Raw genomic sequence first — 16875 nt, 5'->3', positions numbered from 1 at the left:
TCCATGGCAAAGCGCGTGTTGCGCCCGGTCCGCTTGTCGGGAAACGTCCGGGCGAGCTCGCGCAGCTCGCCGATCAGGTCGTCGAAACCCAGGCCCCCGTCAGTTGTCGACTCGCTGCGTCTCATCAACCGCCAGCTTCCACTGCTCCATCACAACGATGTTGTAGCAGAGCAGCGGCGTTTTGTCCAGCGCCTCTCGTCACTCCCTGGGCCATAATTAGAATTGCTGGATGCCGCGAATCCGGAACTCGCCAGCCTGCAGTACAAGCTCGGCGGTATGAGCTGCTCGTTCTGCGTTAACGCCATCGAACGCGGACTGAGACGGGAGAAGGGCGTGGAAACGGTGCACGTCTCCCTGGCGCATGAGGAGGCGCTGATCCGGTATCGGCCTGAGGAGACCAGCGAGCAACGTATCAAGGGAGTCCTGAACGCGCTTGGCTTCCTGGTGCGTGACCCGCGCAAGGTGGGCGCCTTCGACGAGCAACTGGAGCTCAAGCGCAAGGAGCGCAACGACCTGATCTCGGCTGCGACGTTCACCGTCCTCCTGATGCTGGCCATGGGTGCCATGTGGCTGGGGCTGTGGCAGATGCAGGAGTGGCATGTATGGGTGGCCTGGGCGGCGGCGACGTACGTGTTCTGCTGGAACGGGCGGCGCATCATTCGTATGGCCTGGGGGGCGGCGCGCCGCGGGATCACCAATCAGCATGTATTGCTCAGTGCCGGCGCCATCGGCGGCTACGCTGGCGGCCTGCTCGGCGCCTCGATCCCGTTTCTGGGCTGGTACGGCTTTGTCGGCTTTCCGGCCGTGGACTTCTTCGGCGTTGCCGTGTTTCTCACTACCTATCACCTGCTCTCTGGTTACGTGGCGCTGATTGTGCGCACCCGGGCGTCCGAAAGCGTCCGCCGCCTGCTCTCGCTGCAACCGGAGACCGCCTGCGTGAGCCGGGGCGGGCAGGAGCACGAGGTGCCCGTGGAAGAAGTACGGATTGGGGAGCGCGTCCGGGTACGCCCCGGTGACCGGATTCCCGTGGATGGCGTGGTGGAAGACGGCGTCAGCGTGGTGGACCAGTCCTTGGTCACCGGCGAGCCCATCCCGGAGGACAAGCAATCCGGGGCCGAGGTGATCGGCGGCCGCGTCAACCAGACGGGCACCCTTGTTGTACGGGTCACTCGGGTTGGCGAGGACAGCTTTCTGCGCCCGGTGGCGCGTCACGTGGAGGAAGCGAAGGTCATGAAGCCCGGCATCATCATCCTGGTGGACCGGGTGTTGCTCTACTACGTCCCGTCGGTGCTCGGCATCGCCGCACTGGCGCTGCTCTTCTGGGGCTTCGCGCCGGTGGCCTGGGGCGGAACCATGCAGTGGGTCACCGCCATCTACGCGGGCGTCACGGTGCTGGTCATGGGCTACCCGTGTGCCCTGGGCATGGCGACCCCGCTGGCGCTGATCCGCGGCGGTGGCATGGCCGCGGAGCGCGGCATTCTGATGCGCTCGGGCGAGGCCTTCCAGGTGCTCAAGGACATCAACCACGTGGTGTTCGACAAGACCGATACCCTGACGGAGGGCAGGCCACGGCTGGTGGCCACGGATGCACTTTGGGAGTTCACCGAGGACGAGGTGCTGCGGCTTGCCGCCAGCGCCGAGGCGCCGTCGGAGCATCCGCTCGCGCGCGCCATCGTCGAGGCTGCCAAGACCCAGGGCCATGAAGCGCGTGCCACGACGGACTTCGAAGCGATGGCAGGCAAAGGCGTTCGCGCACGGGTGGAGGACCGCCTGGTTCTGGTGGGCACGCCCCGGCTACTGGAAGAGCACGGTCTGCCAGCCGCACCCGCACGCGCCTGCCTTGAGACGCACGAAGCCGCCGGTCATACCACGGTATTGCTCGCCGTTGATGACCGCGTTGCCGGTGTGCTCGCCATTGCCGATACCATCAAGCAGGACGCAGCCGAAGCCATCGCAGCGCTTCGGGAGCGCGGCGTGGAAACGGTGCTGGTCACCGGCGACAATCAGCGCACCACCGCAGCGGTGGCCCGCACCGTGGGCATCACGGGGGTTCATGCGCAGTGCCTGCCCCAGGACAAGGTCGCGGTCATCCGCGCTCTGCAGGAGCAAGGCAGCCGTGTTGCCATGGTCGGTGACGGCATCAATGACGCTCCGGCCCTTATGCAGGCGCACGTGGGGATTGCCATCGGCGCCGGCACGGATGTCGCCATCGAGTCGGCGGATGTGGTGCTGATGGGCAGACGCCTGTCCGCCGTCCCGGAGGCAATCGGGATCGGCGGCAATAGCTACCGCAAGACCGTGCAGAATCTCTGGATTGCCTTCTTCTTCAACGGGGTGGGCGTGCCCCTGGCGGCCACCGGCCTGGTACACCCGTCCTGGGCCATGGCCGCCATGGCCGCCAGTGTCTCGGGGGTGCTCGCCAACTCCTTTGGCGGACGCCTGCTGCAGCGCGCCGGCGGGAGACCGGCCGCCTCAGCCACCGAAACGGGAGCAACCGGTCACCATGCCGGCGGGCAGGCGCAGGTGGCGTTCGCCGTATCGGGTATGCACTGCCAGGGCTGTGTCGACACCATTCGTGCCGGCCTGCTGATGGATGCCGGAATTACCCGTGTGGATGGCGATCCGCAGTCGAAAGCCATCCGGGTTCACTACGACACGACCGCCACCACGCCCGAGCATATCGCCAGAAGCATTGACGGCCTTGGCTTCCGTGTCACATCAGCACTCGAACAGCACGGATAGGAAGCGCCGGAACTCGGCAACGGAGGTCTCCGGGATTTCCTCCATTGCGAGGTGGCCGACGCTCGGGTACAGGACAAGCCGGCCATCCTCCAGGTCATCCAGCCAGCGCTGGGCAAGCTCGGGCGGCACCCAGGCATCCTCTTCCCCCCAGATCAGCAGCGTGGGTTGAGTGATTCGGCTGATCCATACGGGCTCCTCATCCCGCATTTCCGCCATCAATCGGATCACGTCTCGTGCGGCCTGCCTGTTCCCGGGCGCCCGGATCATGTCGAAGCGGCGTTGCACGGCATCGTCGCTCAGCCGCTGCGGATCGCCGTACATGGAGCGCATGCTCCGGCGCACCAGCGCGCGCGGCGTCGCTACCTCGAAGAGACTGCCGAATACCGGCATCGCCGCCAGGCGCAGCACACCAGGCAGTGGCTGCGGATAGGCTGCTGGACTGATCAGCGCCAGCGCCTCCACGCGCGCCGGCGCGTGCGCCGCATAGTAAGCGGCCAAATAACCGCCAAGCGAGTTGCCGACCACCGTCGCTCGATCCACGCCGTAGGCGTCGAGCACGCCGCTGAATACGGGGATGAAGTGATCCGCGTCGTAATCGCCATCGGGCATCGGATCGCTCAGCCCGAATGGCGGGATGTCGATGCGGATCACGTGATAGTCGGCGACGAGATGCGCTGCCCAGCCATCCCAGACCTGCAGCGAATCCAGCGCCCCATGCAGCATCAGCACGGCCGGCCCCTCGCCCGCTGCATGGGCGTGCACGCGTACTCCCTCTACCTCGATGAAGCGCGCGTGTTCGTCGCTGTAACGGCTGACCAGATGTTCGCGGTTGCTGTCACCGACCCCCAGGCTCTGACAGGCGGTCAGCGCCAGGCTAAGCAGGCAGACGACAAACGGATATCGCATCGCATTCACTGTAGGCCCCATCGAGTTCAGCTATGACCTCGACGGGGGCCGGATAGCGGAGACTCAGAGCGAGCCCGCGAGGTCGTCGATAATCGGGCACTCCGGCCGATGGTCGCCGTGGCAGTGTTCGGCCAGGTGCTCCAGCGTGCGTTTCATGGCCTCGAGCTCGGTGATTTTCTGCTGGAGCTCGCGGATGTGCTCCAGCGCAACCCGTTTGACCTCGGCGCTGGAGCGGTCCTGATCCTGCCAGAGCTGGACGAGCTGTTCGATCTGCGCGACGGAGAACCCGAGATCGCGGGCGCGTTTGATGAAACGCAGGGTATGCACATCCGGCTCGGAGTAGACGCGGTAACCGTTCTCGCTACGCTGTGCCACCGGTACCAGGCCGGTGCGCTCGTAGTAGCGAATCATCTTGGCATTGACTCCGGATTCACGGGCCGCCTCGCCAATATTCATGGGGTCCTCCTGGTCCGTTCAACTGCCCGGTGTCACAGGCCGTGTGCCTCAGGCGGCACGGGGTACGCCTTCGCCCGGTGCCCTGTCCGTGTCGGCGTCCACCACCATGGGCGGCTGAAAACGCTTGAGTCGCAGGGCGTTGCTCAGTACGCACACGCTAGACGCCGCCATAGCCACCGCTGCGAAGATCGGCGAGAGCAGGATCCCCATCGCCGGGTAGAGGACTCCTGCGGCGACGGGAATTAAACTCGTGTTGTAGGCAAACGCCCAGAACAGATTCTGCTTGATGTTACGGATCGTCGCCCGGGACAGGGCAATGGCATTGGGTACGTTGCGCAGATCACCGGACATCAGCACGACATCCGCCGATTCGATGGCAATGTCGGTGCCTGTGCCGATGGCAAGGCCCACGTCCGCCTGGGCAAGCGCCGGCGCGTCGTTGATGCCGTCACCCACGAAGGCGACTCTACCGCTTTGCTGCAAGCGCTTGACCGCATCCACCTTACCGGCGGGAAGGACCTCCGCCACCACATCATCAATCCCGAGTTTCCGGGCGATGGCCTGTGCCGTGCGATGGTTGTCGCCGGTGATCATGGCGACGCGCAGCCCCTCGTGATGCAATGCCTCGATGGCCGCCGGCGTGGACGCCTTGATCGGATCTGCCACGGCAACGACAGCAGCCAGTTGCCCGTCGATCGCTGCATACAGCGGCGTTTTGCCCTCATCCGACAGTCGCTCCACCGTGCTCATGAACGTCTCCGTCCTCAGCCCAAGCTCCTCCATGTAACGCCTGGAACCCACGTAAACGAAGTGGCCATTGACGCGCGCGGTAATGCCTCGCCCGGGTTGGGCTTCAAAGGCATCGCACTCGGTGAGGGCGGCGCCGCGGGCCCTGGCGCCACTCACTACCGCCTGGGCGATTGGGTGTTCCGAGCGCTGTTCGGCCGATGCGATAAGCCCCAGGACCTCGGTTGTGTCCAGGCCGTGGTCCGTCTCGAAATCCGTGAGCTCAGGGCGTCCCAGGGTCAACGTGCCGGTCTTGTCCAGCGCAATGATCTCTGCATTGCGAAGGCTCTGCAGCGCTTCGCCTTTACGGAAAAGCACGCCCAGCTCTGCCGCCTTGCCGGTACCGACCATGATGGAGGTGGGGGTCGCCAGACCCATGGCACACGGGCAGGCGATGATGAGGACCGCCACCGCATTCACCAGCGCGAATGTCAGGGCAGGCGCGGGGCCGACGGTCAGCCAGACGCCGACGGTGAGCACGGCGATCGCGATAACAACCGGCACAAAATAGTTGGTGAAACGGTCCACCAGGGCCTGAATCGGTAGTTTGGCGCCCTGGGCCTGTTCGACCATGCGTACGATCTGGGCAAGCAGCGTGTCGGCGCCGACCTTTGTGGCCCGAAACCTGAGGCTACCGGTCTTGTTGATTGTGCCGCCGATCACTTCTGCGCCGTGCTCCTTAAACACGGGGATGGGCTCACCGGTGATCATGGCTTCGTCGATATAGGTACTGCCATCGACCACCTCGCCGTCGACCGGGATCTTCTCCCCGGGCCGCACGACCACCACGTCGCCCACGACCACCTCGTCGACGCCGATCTCCATTTCCTGGCCTTCGCGGATTACCCGGGCGGTCTTTGCCTGAAGGCTCAACAGGCGCTTGATCGCTTCGCCGGTGCGGCCCTTGGCAATGGCTTCGAGATAACGCCCCATGAGGATCAGCGTGATAATTACGGCCGAGGCCTCGAAGTAGACATGCACGGTGCCCGCCGGCAGCACCTGGGGAAGAAAGGTCGCTACCACCGAATAGCCCCACGCGGCACTGGTGCCCAGCATGACCAGTGAGTTCATGTCCGGGTAGCCCCGCACAAGCGCTGGCCAGCCTAGCCGGTAGAAACGCAGCCCCGGCCCGAACTGCACGATGCTGGCCAGCACGAAAAACAGATAGAACAGGTTCTGCTGACCGATAGTCTGCTGCAGCAGGTGATGCATCGCCGGAATGAAGTGCCCACCCATGTCCAGTATGACAATGGGTACGGTGAACACGGCGGCGATGCCCACCGCGCGCTTGAGGCGATGCGCTTCCTGGTCCCGGACCGCTTCGTGCTGTTGGTGCCGATCAGCGCCGGTGTCGCGCCGCACGTCGGCCTCGTAGCCCGACCGCTCCAGGGCGTCGATTAGGTCGGCGTTGGTCACGGCGCCCGGGATCACGCGCAGGGTGGCCGCCTCTGCCGCAAGGTTGGCGGTGGCCTCCAGTACACCGGGGACATCCCGCAAGGCGCCCTCGACGCGGCTCACGCATGACCCGCAGTTCATCCCCCGGACGGCGAGTTGCAGGGTTTCGACCCGGGGCTCATAGCCGGCCTGGCTGATGGCGTCGGCAACGCCGGTGATATTCACCTGATCGGCCCCGAAGACAACTTGCGCACGTTCCGTGGCGAGGTTCACCGAAACCTCGGCAACACCAGGGACCGCGCGTATGGCCTTCTCGACCCGCCCGACACAGGACGCGCAGCTCATGCCGTCAATCCCCAGGGTATAGGTCGAGTGCGTCGCATGACTTCCAGCCTTGCGCTCATCAAGCCGGAATACCGTCTCTGAATGGCCGTTCGTGGTCATGGGTGGACCCCTTCGTCCTCAAGCCTGAGTCGAGCATAAACCTTCCCGTTGTAGGAAGGTCAAGGGCGATGCATCACCCCATGTTTGCCACCGGGTAAGCTTGCGATGGCTGAGCGCATGTCTGCGCTGTCTTCCGGGGCGTGGAGAGGCCCCTGTGACGGCCGCCCAAGCCATCCAAGAGTGCAAGGAGCCCGGGCCCTGGACGAGCATGACGCTGCGCAAAGCGTTGACTATCGGGCGCGCCAAGGTCGGCGCCAAGGGGTTCCAAATGGGACCCTGATTCTACTTCCAGCTCGTCGTGATCGGCATCGGCGAGGCCAGCGGCCTGCAGGTCGCCGGCAGCAATGATCGTCAGAGTCAAGTTTCTCATGGTAGTTCCAGTCATCGTGTAGTCACTCAGCCGCGCACCCGGAACATGCCCACCAACCCGCCGCCGATGACGACGTGCTGGGTCGCGACCCCTTCAAGATCCGGCTCTTACAGGAAGAAGCGCATTCGGGCCGTCACCCCTCTTCCAGCGGCACTCGTATGAATACACCCTGTGACCGTATGTCTGGTGAACCTGAGCGGTCATTCCGCGGCAAGGTGGCGAACGAGCGCTTGGGCAGCATGCAGTCAAGGTTAGACTACAGCCGTTGGGCCATTAGAGAGGAGACAGTCGGTGGCGACTGTGAAGGAAGATTGGGTAAACATCCCTCAGGGTCGAGTCTTTGTAAAGATCTGGGGCGCCGGCGATGAAAGCAGCGCCGAGGACGTGTCGATCATTCTTCTCCATGACTCTCTGGGGTGCGTTGAGCTTTGGCGGGATTTCCCGGAACGGCTTGCACTGGCGACCGGGGGAAGGGTTATCGCCTATGACCGGCTGGGCTTTGGACAATCTGATCCATATCCGGGCGCGCTCGGCCTCGATTTCGTCAGCGAGGAAGCGAGCGGTCCATTTTCGGCTGTGTGTGATCACCTGGGGTTGGGCCACTTCGTTGCGTTCGGACATAGCGTGGGGGGCAGCATGGCCGCCGTATGCGCGGCCACATACCCTGCGCGTTGTTGTGCCCTGGTCACCGAATCGGCTCAGGCATTCGTTGAGGAGCGTACGCTCGAAGGCATCCGCGAAGCCTGGCAGGAGTTCATGCAGGAGGGACAGCTTGAACGGCTGAAGAAGTACCACGGCGATAAGGCGGCGTGGGTGCTGAGCGCATGGGTGGATACCTGGCTCTCCGACGGCTTCCGGCACTGGAACCTGGACGCGTACCTGCCGCTTGTGCGCTGCCCTGTTCTCGTCATTCATGGAGAACAGGACGAATACGGTTCGGTCTTACACCCCGAGCGCATTGCTTCCCTGACGGCAGGTCGCGCTGTGGCCGAGATCCTCCCGAACTGCGGGCACGTCCCTCACCGCGAGCAGGAAGCCACCGTGATTAACACGGTTAAGGCGTTCCTTGCGCGACAGGCATGAGGAGAAGGCTGGGCGAGGTCATCAGCTGACCCGAACGCACTGTGCTCCGTGTTCGTCCAGGCGCTGTTGTCGAAATTCGGTGCAGCGGGCGCGGCCAGATACAGCCGGCTGCAACCGCATTTGTCTTTAATGTGCGATCTGTCTCATCGGGCAGGTGCCGTGCCTTGGTAGGCTCCGTTCCAGCCATGATGGCCCACTCCAAGGACAGTAGGGTCGTCGTGGTTAGGCGGGGCCGGGTACGTCACCACCTGGTCCCGCCGCCTTTTCATCACCCGACCGAGCCTGCCACCCACGCAAACCGAGGCAGGCGATCCCGAGTTGCCGAGGTATCTGTTCCCTCGCACCCCTATATCCGTAGCCTCTGCGCTGCAGCCCATTGGACCTTGCGCGCACTGGTGCCCACCCGTGTGCCGGCGTGTGGTGTCCGCAAGCCGGCCGCGTGCCCGGGCTGTCTTCGTCGTGGTGTTGTCCCGCATCATGCCCAAAAGCGCGATGGTGCGGCCTGTACCCAGCGACTCTGTTCGCCACTTGCCCCCCAATAGATGCTAGGCTTCTGCGTCAGAAATGAAACGCCATTCCGAAAACGCGACCAGCGGCGTAAAACGCCCTGGCGCAATGGACCCCGGCCCCATAAGTGGGCATCCAAGGCTGAGGAGGAACGGCCGTGAGTCCCTCGTTGAACGATTCCCAACTGCTCAAGAGTCAGGCGTACGTCGGTGGTGAATGGGCCCCCGCCGGCGCAGGCGCCACGTTCCCGGTGATTAACCCGGCCACCGGTGAGGCCCTCGGCACTGTGCCGGATATGACGGCGGTGGATGCCCGGCAGGCCATCGCGGCGGCGGAGGAGGCCTTTCCCGAATGGCGTGCCATGCCCGCTCGCAAGCGCTCGAAGCTGTTACGCAAGTGGTATGACCTGATCACCGAGCATGCCGACGATCTTGGCCGGTTGCTGACCGCCGAGCAAGGAAAGCCCCATGCTGAGGCAAGGGGGGAGGTCCTGGGGGGTGCTGCATATGTGGAATGGTTTGCCGAGGAAGCCAAGCGCATCGACGGTGACCTGCTGCCGCCCCAGGGTCCGGGACAGCGCGAACTCGTGCTTAAGCAGCCCGTGGGCGTCGTGGGCGCCATCACGCCCTGGAATTTCCCGTCGTCCATGATCACCCGCAAGGTCTCGCCGGCCCTGGCCGCAGGCTGCCCGGTGGTGATCAAACCTGCCGAGGACACGCCGCTCTCGGCCCTGGCGCTCGCGGAACTGGCCTATCGGGCCGGGATTCCCGCCGGGGTGGTGAATGTGATTACCGCAAGCCATGGGGCGGAGGTGGGTGGTGAGCTTGCCACCAATTCCAAGGTCCGGAAGCTGTCGTTTACGGGCTCGACGGCTGTGGGCAAGCTGCTCATGAGCCAGGCCTCCGACACGGTAAAGAAGATCAGCCTGGAACTGGGTGGTAATGCCCCGTTCCTCGTCTTTGAGGACGCGGATCTCGACGCCGCCGTGCAGGCCGCCACCATGATGAAGTTCATCAACAGCGGCCAGACCTGCATCTGCGTCAACCGCTTGATGGTCCACGAGAAGGTCTATGATGCCTTTATGGACAAGTTCACCGCCGCGGTGGACCAGCTGAATGTCGGCAACGGTGCCGAGAAGGGGGTGACCACCGGCCCACTGATCAATGACAAGGGATTGCAAAAAGTGGAGAGCCTGGTCAGCGATGCGCTGCACCACGGCGCCACCCCGGTGCGTGGCGGGCAGCGTCACGAACTGGGGCGCACCTTCTATCAGCCCACCGTGCTCGCCGACGTGAACCCGGACATGGCCTGCTTCGGCAACGAAATCTTCGGGCCGGTGGCGCCGGTCTACCGCTTCAGCTCCGAGGAAGAAGCCGTGCGCCTAGCCAACGACACGCCCTATGGCTTGGCTTCGTACTTCTTCACCCGGGATGCTGGCCGCATGTGGCGTGTGGGCGAGGCGCTGGAATACGGCATGGTCGCCTGCAACACCGCCCGTTTCGTCCACGAGGGCATGCCCTTTGGCGGCTTCAAGGAATCCGGCATTGGCCGTGAGGGTTCGAAGTACGGCATCGAGGAGTATCTGGAGACCAAATTCCTGTGCATGGGCGGTCTTTGATCGCCGCAACCAGGCCATGACAAGCAATAAGGAGGAACCATGAGCGACGCAGTCAGCTATCAACTCAAGGACGGTGTCGGTGTCATCACCGTCAACAACCCTCCCGTAAACGCCTTGGGCCAAGCCGTGCGCGCCGGCCTCAAGGAGTGCCTGGACAAGGGGCTGGCCGACGCCGGCGCCCAGGCCTTGGTGGTCATGGGCGCCGGGCGAACCTTCCCCGCCGGCGCGGATATCCGCGAATTCGGTAAACCGCCGCAGGACCCAAACCTGGGCGACGTGATCGACGCCTACGAGAACAGCGATAAGCTCGTGGTGGCCGCGATCCACGGCACCGCGCTGGGCGGCGGCCTGGAATTGGCCCTGGGATGCGACTACCGCGTGGCCGTGAAATCCGGCGCCGTGGGCCTGCCGGAAGTCAAACTCGGCCTGCTGCCTGGTGCCGGCGGCACACAGCGCCTGCCGCGCCTGATCGGCCCCCAGGGCGCCCTGGAGGTCATCACCAGCGGTAACCCAGTGAAGGCGCCCAAGGCCAAGGAGATGGGTATCATCGACGCCGTGATTGGCGACGATCTGGAGAGCGAGGCCATTGCCTATGCGAACAAGCTCGTCGCCGACGGCGCGCCGCGGCGCCGCATCTGCGACATGGAGGCCAAGGCCGAATCCGCCACCGTCTTCGAAGATTTCGAGAAGGGGCTGCAGAAGAAGGCACGGGGCTTCCTGGCGCCGTTCCATTGCGTCAAGGCGGTGAACGCCGCCGTGGAACTGCCGTTTCGGGACGGGCTCAAGCGCGAGCGGGAGTTGTTCCAGGAACTCATGGAGTCGTCCCAGTCCCGGGCGCAGCGGCATGTGTTCTTCGCCGAGCGTGAAGTGGCCAAGGTCCCCGGCGTCGACAAAGACACCCCCAAACGCGACATTAAGTCCGTGGGTATCGTGGGCGCCGGCACCATGGGCGGCGGGATCGCCATGAACTTTGTTAATGTCGGCATTCCGGTGGTAATCAAGGAGGTCAAGCAGGACGCCCTGGATAAGGGGATCGCGATCATTCGCAAAAACTATGAGAACACGGCGAAAAAGGGCCGAATCTCCATGGACGACGTGGAGAAGCGAATGAGCCTGGTCACCCCCACCCTTGATTACGACGATTTCAAGGATGTCGACCTGGTGATCGAGGCGGTCTTCGAGAGTATGGAGGTCAAAAAGGATGTCTTTGGAACCCTGGATCGCGTGTGCAAGCCGGGCGCCATGCTGGCGACCAATACGTCCACGCTGGATGTAAATAAAATCGCCGAGTTTACCAGCCGGCCGCAAGACGTCATGGGCATGCACTTCTTCAGCCCGGCCAACGTCATGAAACTACTGGAGAACGTCCGCGGTGAGAAGACCGCTGACGAGGTGGTCGCCACGGTCATGGATATCTCCAAGCGCATCGGCAAGGTCGGTGTCTGCGTTGGTGTGTGCGACGGCTTCGTGGGCAACCGCATGCTGCACAAGCGCCAGGCCGAGGCCGTGGACCTGGTTACCGAGGGCGCGAGCCCGCAGCAGGTGGACAAGGTGATCTACGACCTCGGCTTTCCAATGGGGCCATTCGCCATGTCCGACCTGGCCGGCCTGGACGTCGGTTATCGTATCCGCGAGGAGCGCCGTAAGGCCGGTGACCCGGACGCCCAGGAAATGAACTGGCTGGACAAGCTGGCCGCCGACGGTCGCTACGGACAGAAGACCATGGCCGGTGTCTACCGCTACGAGGAGGGGGATCGCACGCCGAAGCCCGATCCGGAGGCGGACAAGGTCATCGAGGCCTACCGGAAGGAAAAGGAGGTCACCACGAGGGAGGTCTCGGACCAGGAAATCCTCGAGCGCTGCATGTACGTGATGGTGAACGAGGGCGCCAAGATCCTTGAGGAGGGCATTGCTGCCCGGGCGCTGGATATCGACATCATCTGGATCTACGGCTACGGCTTCCCGGTCTATCGTGGTGGCACCATGTTCTGGGCGGACGAAGTGGGCCTGAAGGAGATCCACGGGCGGGTGCAGCAGTTTCACAAGGACCTGGGCGGTGATCAGTGGAAGCCGGCCGCCCTGCTTGAGCGGCTGGCGAATGAGGGCAAGGGCTTCCACGACCAGTAAGGGTCGTCAACGCTAAGCCTTCCACGCAGTTGGCACGTGATGAGCGCTGACGCTGCGCTCATCTCACGGACGGCCGTCGAATGACCCGGCGTGGCTCATCGACGGCCGTCCGGCGTCGTTGCCGCATCTCAATTTCGGGTGAGCAACTGCACGCTGAACCACTCCCGCGCGTCCGTCCACACCTGCGCGACGCGAAAACCGGCCTCGGTAGCCAAACCGGCGAGCCGCTCCCGGGTGTACTTGTAGCTGTACTCGGTGACAATAGGCTCCTCCGCCGCGAATTCGAAGCACTGTCCCCCCACGCGGATCGTCTGCGCCGCTGTGCTCACCAGATGCATCTCGATGCGACTCTCGGCGTCGTTCCATACGGCCTGGTGGCGGAACGCGTCGGCGTCCAGGTCCGCTCCCAGCTCGCGCTGCATGCGCACGAGCAGATTGCGGTTGAAAGCGGCGGTCACCCCGGCGCTGTCATCGTAGGCGGGCAGGACGATCTCCGGGGCCTTGCGCAGGTCCGCCCCGAGTAGTAGCGCGCCGTCCGGCCCGGCCACCTCGTGGAAACTGCGCAGCAGCTCAACTGCGTCGTGCGGGGGGAAGTTGCCGAGGGTGGAGCCAGGGAAGAATACCACGCGCCGGCTAGGCGCTCGGCTTGACGTCGGTACCGTAAAAGGCGCCGTAAAGTCGTCGCACACCGGTAGGATTTCCAGGTCCGGGAACTGCGCGCGCACCGCCTCAAGGCTTGCCAGCATGTGCTCACCGGAGATCTCCACTGGTACGTAGCCCACCGGATCCTGCAGCTGCGCAAGCAGCAGGCTTATCTTGGCGCTATTGCCGCTGCCGGGCTCTATCAGCAGCACGCCCGGCCCGAGTGCCTGGGCCATGTCCGCCGCCGAGTCCTGCAAAATGCCCAGTTCGGTGCGGGTGACGTAGTACTCCGGCAGTTCACAGATCCGATCGAATAGGTGCGAGCCCGCCTCGTCGTAGAAATACTTGGGCGGAACCTGCTTGAGGGGCGCTGACAGTCCGGTTAGGACGTCTGTGAGGAATGACGAGGTCATCTGTCTGGAGGCAGCTGGCAGGTCGTCGTCGGCTGTGGTCACGTCACAGGTGTCCTCGGGGAGTGGCCGCTGGAGGCCCATTCGCGGGTTCGCGGGCCGTGTAAAGAGAGTCGCGCTCAGCCTACCCAGTTGGCCTGCGAGGGTAAAGTCCGCTGCCCGGTGGCGTCGCTTTGCTGTGGCGACGACGGATGCTCGAGGTGAAAGTCGAGTGTGCCGCGGGGTCAGCCGTTATGGCGTTCGCAGGTAGACATCGAAGCGCGTGCTGCTGCCGCTGTGGGTGAGATCGGGTGCGGGCCCTGGCAGCGCCGGCGCGCGGCGCCGACGCTTGACCACTACACGCCGTTTGGCCGCCGCCATCGCGGCGTCCAGTAGCCCAACCGTGTCCGGCGGGGGGCCGAGCAGCGCCTGCAGGTGCTGCATGGCCTTGCCGGATCTGGCGCTGCCGCGCGGGTGCGGATACATGGGGTCCAGGTACACCACATCCGGGCGCTGTTCCTCTGCGAGGCGTCGCAGGTACGGCACGCTATCGGCGTTGATTAGGATCAGGCGCGTGCTCATCTCGCGTGTGCGGCTGTCAGCGGCCGCGCGCCTGAGCCCATCCTCCAGCAGGGCGCCGACCACCGGGGAGATTTCCACCAGAGTCACCTGACAGCCCAGGGCGGCGAGCACGGCGGCATCCTGGGCAAGGCCGGCGGTGGCGTCCAGAATGGTGGGTCGCGCCCCCCGGCGGGCGCCAACGGCGCGTGCCAGGGGTTCCCGCGAGGCCCCGGCCTGCCGCAGACGGCGCTGCATCGCCGGCTCCAGGAAATCCACACGAATAGGGCCTGGCGCGCCGCTGCGGCTATCACCGAGGACGATCTCGCCGTCCCTGACCCAAAGGCGAAGGCCTGGCGGTGTCGCCGATGTGGCCAGCGGGAGGTCCCAGCGCCGAGAGACCGCATGGGCAGCCGCTTCGTCTGGCGCCGCCACGTGGCACGGTTGCGGCATGTGTCGCTTAGGCGTAGAAATGTTTTCCAAATCAGGACCTTGATATGCCTTCCGGCAATGCTTCCAGTTGAGGCGGCCCTCCTACTGCCGTACCATAGCGCGCGTGCAGTGGCGACCGGGGTGCCCCCCCCGCGCCATAATACCGGGGCTCGACTGAGGATGGGTCTGGGCCTGTTGAGTGCGCCGTTGTCATTGGCTCACGGTCTCGCGCTATGCGCGCGGCCGCGTTAATGCGTGTGCTCGCCCCCGAATATCGGGTGTGGTGAGGCACGAGCCGGCAGCATGAGCTGATTCTGAATGCCGAGGAAAGACGGACATGGTCAACAAACAGTCTGCCGAATCTCCAGTGATTGATGCCGAAGCGTTCTCCTTCGCGCTGGTGAAGATCGCCTCGCGCAGCCAGGTGCTGGTCAATGAGTTTGTCAACCGGGAGCAGTCCCTGCATCACATCGACATGGACGACGCAATGCATCTGGGGGGCCTGTTCCAGCAGCTCGCGACACGCATGGCGTCAAATCCCATGCACCTGGCTCAGGCGCAGATTGCTTTCTGGCAGGAATACGTCCAGCTGGTTAACAGCACGACTCTGCGGATTTGGGGCCAGGACCATGAGCCCGTGATCGAGCCCCGCAAGGCGGACGCGCGCTTCCGGCACGCGGCCTGGGAAGAAAGCCCGCTGTTTGACTTCATCAAGCAGTCTTACCTGTTGGCCGCGGACTACATCCATTCCACGGTGCGTAACGTGGGGGGGCTGGACGATCGGACCGCGCGCAAGGTCGATTTCCACACACGGCGGTTTGTGGATGCGATGTCGCCCACCAACTTTATTGCCACCAACCCGGAAGTTTTGCAGAAGACCGTGGAGACGGGCGGCTGGAATCTGTTGCGCGGGCTGCAGCACCTGCTCGATGACCTGTCTGCCAAGGATGGGAAGCTTCGTATCAGCATGACCGATACCGAGGCCTTCACGGTGGGCCAGAATTTGGCGATCACACCGGGCAAGGTGCTCTACGAGAACGATCTGATCCAGCTCATTCAGTTCGCGCCCACGACCCATGAAGTCTACCAGCGGCCGCTGCTGTTCGTGCCACCGTGGATCAACAAATACTACATACTGGACCTGCAGCCAAAGAATTCCCTGATCAACTATATGGTGGATCAGGGGCACACGGTATTCGTCATCTCCTGGAAAAACCCCAGCAGCGACTACGCAGGCAAGGACTTCGCGGACTATATGTTCGAGGGGCCGCTCGCGGCGCTCGATGCGATCGAGCAGGCGACCGGCGAGAAAGCCGTTAACGTTGTCGGCTACTGTCTCGGTGGCACGCTCATGGGGGCGACGCTGGGTTACATGGCAGCGCAGAATGACACGCGCATCAACAGCATCTCCTTTTTCACGACAATGCTTGACTTCAGCGAACCCGGGGAGCTGGAGGTGTTCATCGACGAAGAGCAGCTCCAGAATCTCGAGCGGCGCATGGACAGCCGGGGCTACCTGGAAGGGGCCGCCATGGCGACGACCATGTCGACGCTTCGCGCCAACGATCTGATCTGGTCGTTCTTTATCCATAACTACCTCAAAGGCGACGATCCGTTTCCGTTCGATCTGCTCTATTGGAACCAGGATTGCACGAACATGCCGGCGCGCATGCATATGTTTTACCTGCGCAACATGTACCAGGAAAACCGGCTGAAGGATCCGGGTGGTATCGAGCTGGGCGGCGTTCCCATTGACCTCGGCCGCGCCAACCTGCCCAAATGCTTTATTGCCGCCGACGAAGACCATATCGTCCCATGGGAGACCTGCTATCGCGGTGTCCACCTGATCAGCGGTCCGACCCGTTTCATTCTCGTGGGGTCCGGTCACATTGCCGGGATCGTTAATCCTCCGGCGCGGGAGAAATACGGCTATTGGACCAGCGAGGAGACACCCGAGTCGGGAGCGCAGTGGCGGGATGCGGCTATCCGCACCCCCGGCTCCTGGTGGCCAGAATGGAACCGCTGGCTGGTTCAGCATGCCGGTGCCCGGGTGCCGGCACGCCAGCCCGGCGACGGCAAACTCAGCCCGATTGAGGACGCTCCGGGTCGCTACGTTCTGGAAGGGGCTTGATGCCGCGCAGCCAAGGGGTGCGGTCGGCCCCTGGGTAGACGCTGAGCGCGCAACATCCGGGGGTGGTTCAGCGTTTCCTTGAACACATCATTGGCATACTCCGCCAACCCGTCGCTTCCCTGAGAGTGTCCTGTAACCGAAATTCGTTATCTTTTGCTTGTCGGTGCGCCTTCGAGGCTAGGCGCCGGGCCGAAGGCGTAGCGGCCCCTACGGCGAGGACCGGCAACACCGCCTCGGAGGCGCCCCGGCAAGCCCTCCGGGAGCGCCTGTCCGGCCGCGCATCGGTGTT

Annotated in this window: 10 protein-coding genes; 5 read left to right on the top strand and 5 right to left on the bottom strand. The window is 64.0% G+C overall.

Features of this window, described 5'->3' with window-relative positions:
• The first annotated feature begins 222 nt into the window (after positions 1–222).
• Complete coding sequence (locus tag QZT63_RS18110; protein ID WP_290653184.1) at positions 223–2742, top strand: heavy metal translocating P-type ATPase; 2520 nt, start codon at positions 223–225, stop codon at positions 2740–2742.
• On the opposite strand, the gene QZT63_RS18105 is transcribed toward QZT63_RS18110, so the two are convergent.
• The 3 genes from QZT63_RS18105 to QZT63_RS18095 form a co-directional block, all read right to left on the bottom strand.
• The gene (locus QZT63_RS18105) at positions 2719–3648 is read right to left on the bottom strand and encodes an alpha/beta hydrolase (protein WP_290653185.1); all 930 of its coding nucleotides are present in this window, start codon (positions 3646–3648) and stop codon (positions 2719–2721) included. The two genes, QZT63_RS18110 and QZT63_RS18105, sit on opposite strands and share 24 nt — an antisense overlap.
• Positions 3649–3711: 63 nt before the next feature.
• Positions 3712–4104: a Cu(I)-responsive transcriptional regulator gene (gene cueR, locus QZT63_RS18100; RefSeq protein ID WP_290653183.1), complete on the bottom strand. Its 393-nt coding sequence runs from the start codon at positions 4102–4104 to the stop codon at positions 3712–3714.
• 48 nt (positions 4105–4152) lie between these two features.
• Positions 4153–6729 (bottom strand): copper-translocating P-type ATPase, encoded by a 2577-nt coding sequence (locus tag QZT63_RS18095; protein WP_290653182.1) that lies wholly within the window; start codon positions 6727–6729, stop codon positions 4153–4155.
• Positions 6730–7390: 661 nt separating this feature from the next.
• On the opposite strand from QZT63_RS18095, the gene QZT63_RS18090 reads away from it, so the two are divergent.
• The 3 genes from QZT63_RS18090 to QZT63_RS18080 all read left to right on the top strand — a co-directional run bounded on the left by QZT63_RS18090 (position 7391) and on the right by QZT63_RS18080 (position 12434).
• Entirely contained in the window at positions 7391–8182 is a 792-nt protein-coding gene (locus QZT63_RS18090; protein WP_290653181.1) for an alpha/beta hydrolase, read from the top strand.
• A gap of 664 nt (positions 8183–8846) precedes the next feature.
• Positions 8847–10307: an NAD-dependent succinate-semialdehyde dehydrogenase gene (locus tag QZT63_RS18085; RefSeq protein WP_290653180.1), complete on the top strand. Its 1461-nt coding sequence runs from the start codon at positions 8847–8849 to the stop codon at positions 10305–10307.
• 39 nt (positions 10308–10346) lie between these two features.
• Complete coding sequence (locus QZT63_RS18080) at positions 10347–12434, top strand: 3-hydroxyacyl-CoA dehydrogenase NAD-binding domain-containing protein (protein WP_290653178.1); 2088 nt, start codon at positions 10347–10349, stop codon at positions 12432–12434.
• A 128-nt stretch (positions 12435–12562) separates the two neighbouring features.
• Here the strand turns inward: QZT63_RS18080 and egtD are convergent, their stop codons facing one another.
• A complete protein-coding gene (gene egtD / locus QZT63_RS18075) occupies positions 12563–13531 on the bottom strand; it encodes an L-histidine N(alpha)-methyltransferase (RefSeq protein WP_290653177.1) in 969 nt (322 codons plus the stop codon).
• A gap of 186 nt (positions 13532–13717) precedes the next feature.
• On the bottom strand, positions 13718–14476 hold the full coding sequence (locus QZT63_RS18070; protein ID WP_290653175.1) for a class I SAM-dependent methyltransferase: 759 nt from the start codon (positions 14474–14476) through the stop codon (positions 13718–13720).
• A gap of 316 nt (positions 14477–14792) precedes the next feature.
• On the opposite strand from QZT63_RS18070, the gene phaC reads away from it, so the two are divergent.
• Positions 14793–16586, top strand: a complete 1794-nt coding sequence (gene phaC / locus QZT63_RS18065; RefSeq protein WP_290653174.1) for a class I poly(R)-hydroxyalkanoic acid synthase — start codon at positions 14793–14795, stop codon at positions 16584–16586.
• Positions 16587–16875 lie beyond the last annotated feature (289 nt).

Origin of the sequence: Aquisalimonas sp., from assembly GCF_007120195.1 — a bacterium.
GTDB lineage: Bacteria > Pseudomonadota > Gammaproteobacteria > Nitrococcales > Aquisalimonadaceae > Aquisalimonas.
This window is presented reverse-complemented; position numbering and strand designations above follow the sequence as displayed.

Coding starts and splice junctions, on each gene's coding strand:
- QZT63_RS18105 (WP_290653185.1), bottom strand. CDS start 3,648: ATGCGATATCCGTTTGTCGTCTGCCTGCTTAGCCTGGCGCTGACCGCC.
- cueR (WP_290653183.1), bottom strand. CDS start 4,104: ATGAATATTGGCGAGGCGGCCCGTGAATCCGGAGTCAATGCCAAGATG.
- QZT63_RS18095 (WP_290653182.1), bottom strand. CDS start 6,729: ATGACCACGAACGGCCATTCAGAGACGGTATTCCGGCTTGATGAGCGC.
- QZT63_RS18080 (WP_290653178.1), top strand. CDS start 10,347: ATGAGCGACGCAGTCAGCTATCAACTCAAGGACGGTGTCGGTGTCATC.
- QZT63_RS18070 (WP_290653175.1), bottom strand. CDS start 14,476: ATGCCGCAACCGTGCCACGTGGCGGCGCCAGACGAAGCGGCTGCCCAT.
- phaC (WP_290653174.1), top strand. CDS start 14,793: ATGGTCAACAAACAGTCTGCCGAATCTCCAGTGATTGATGCCGAAGCG.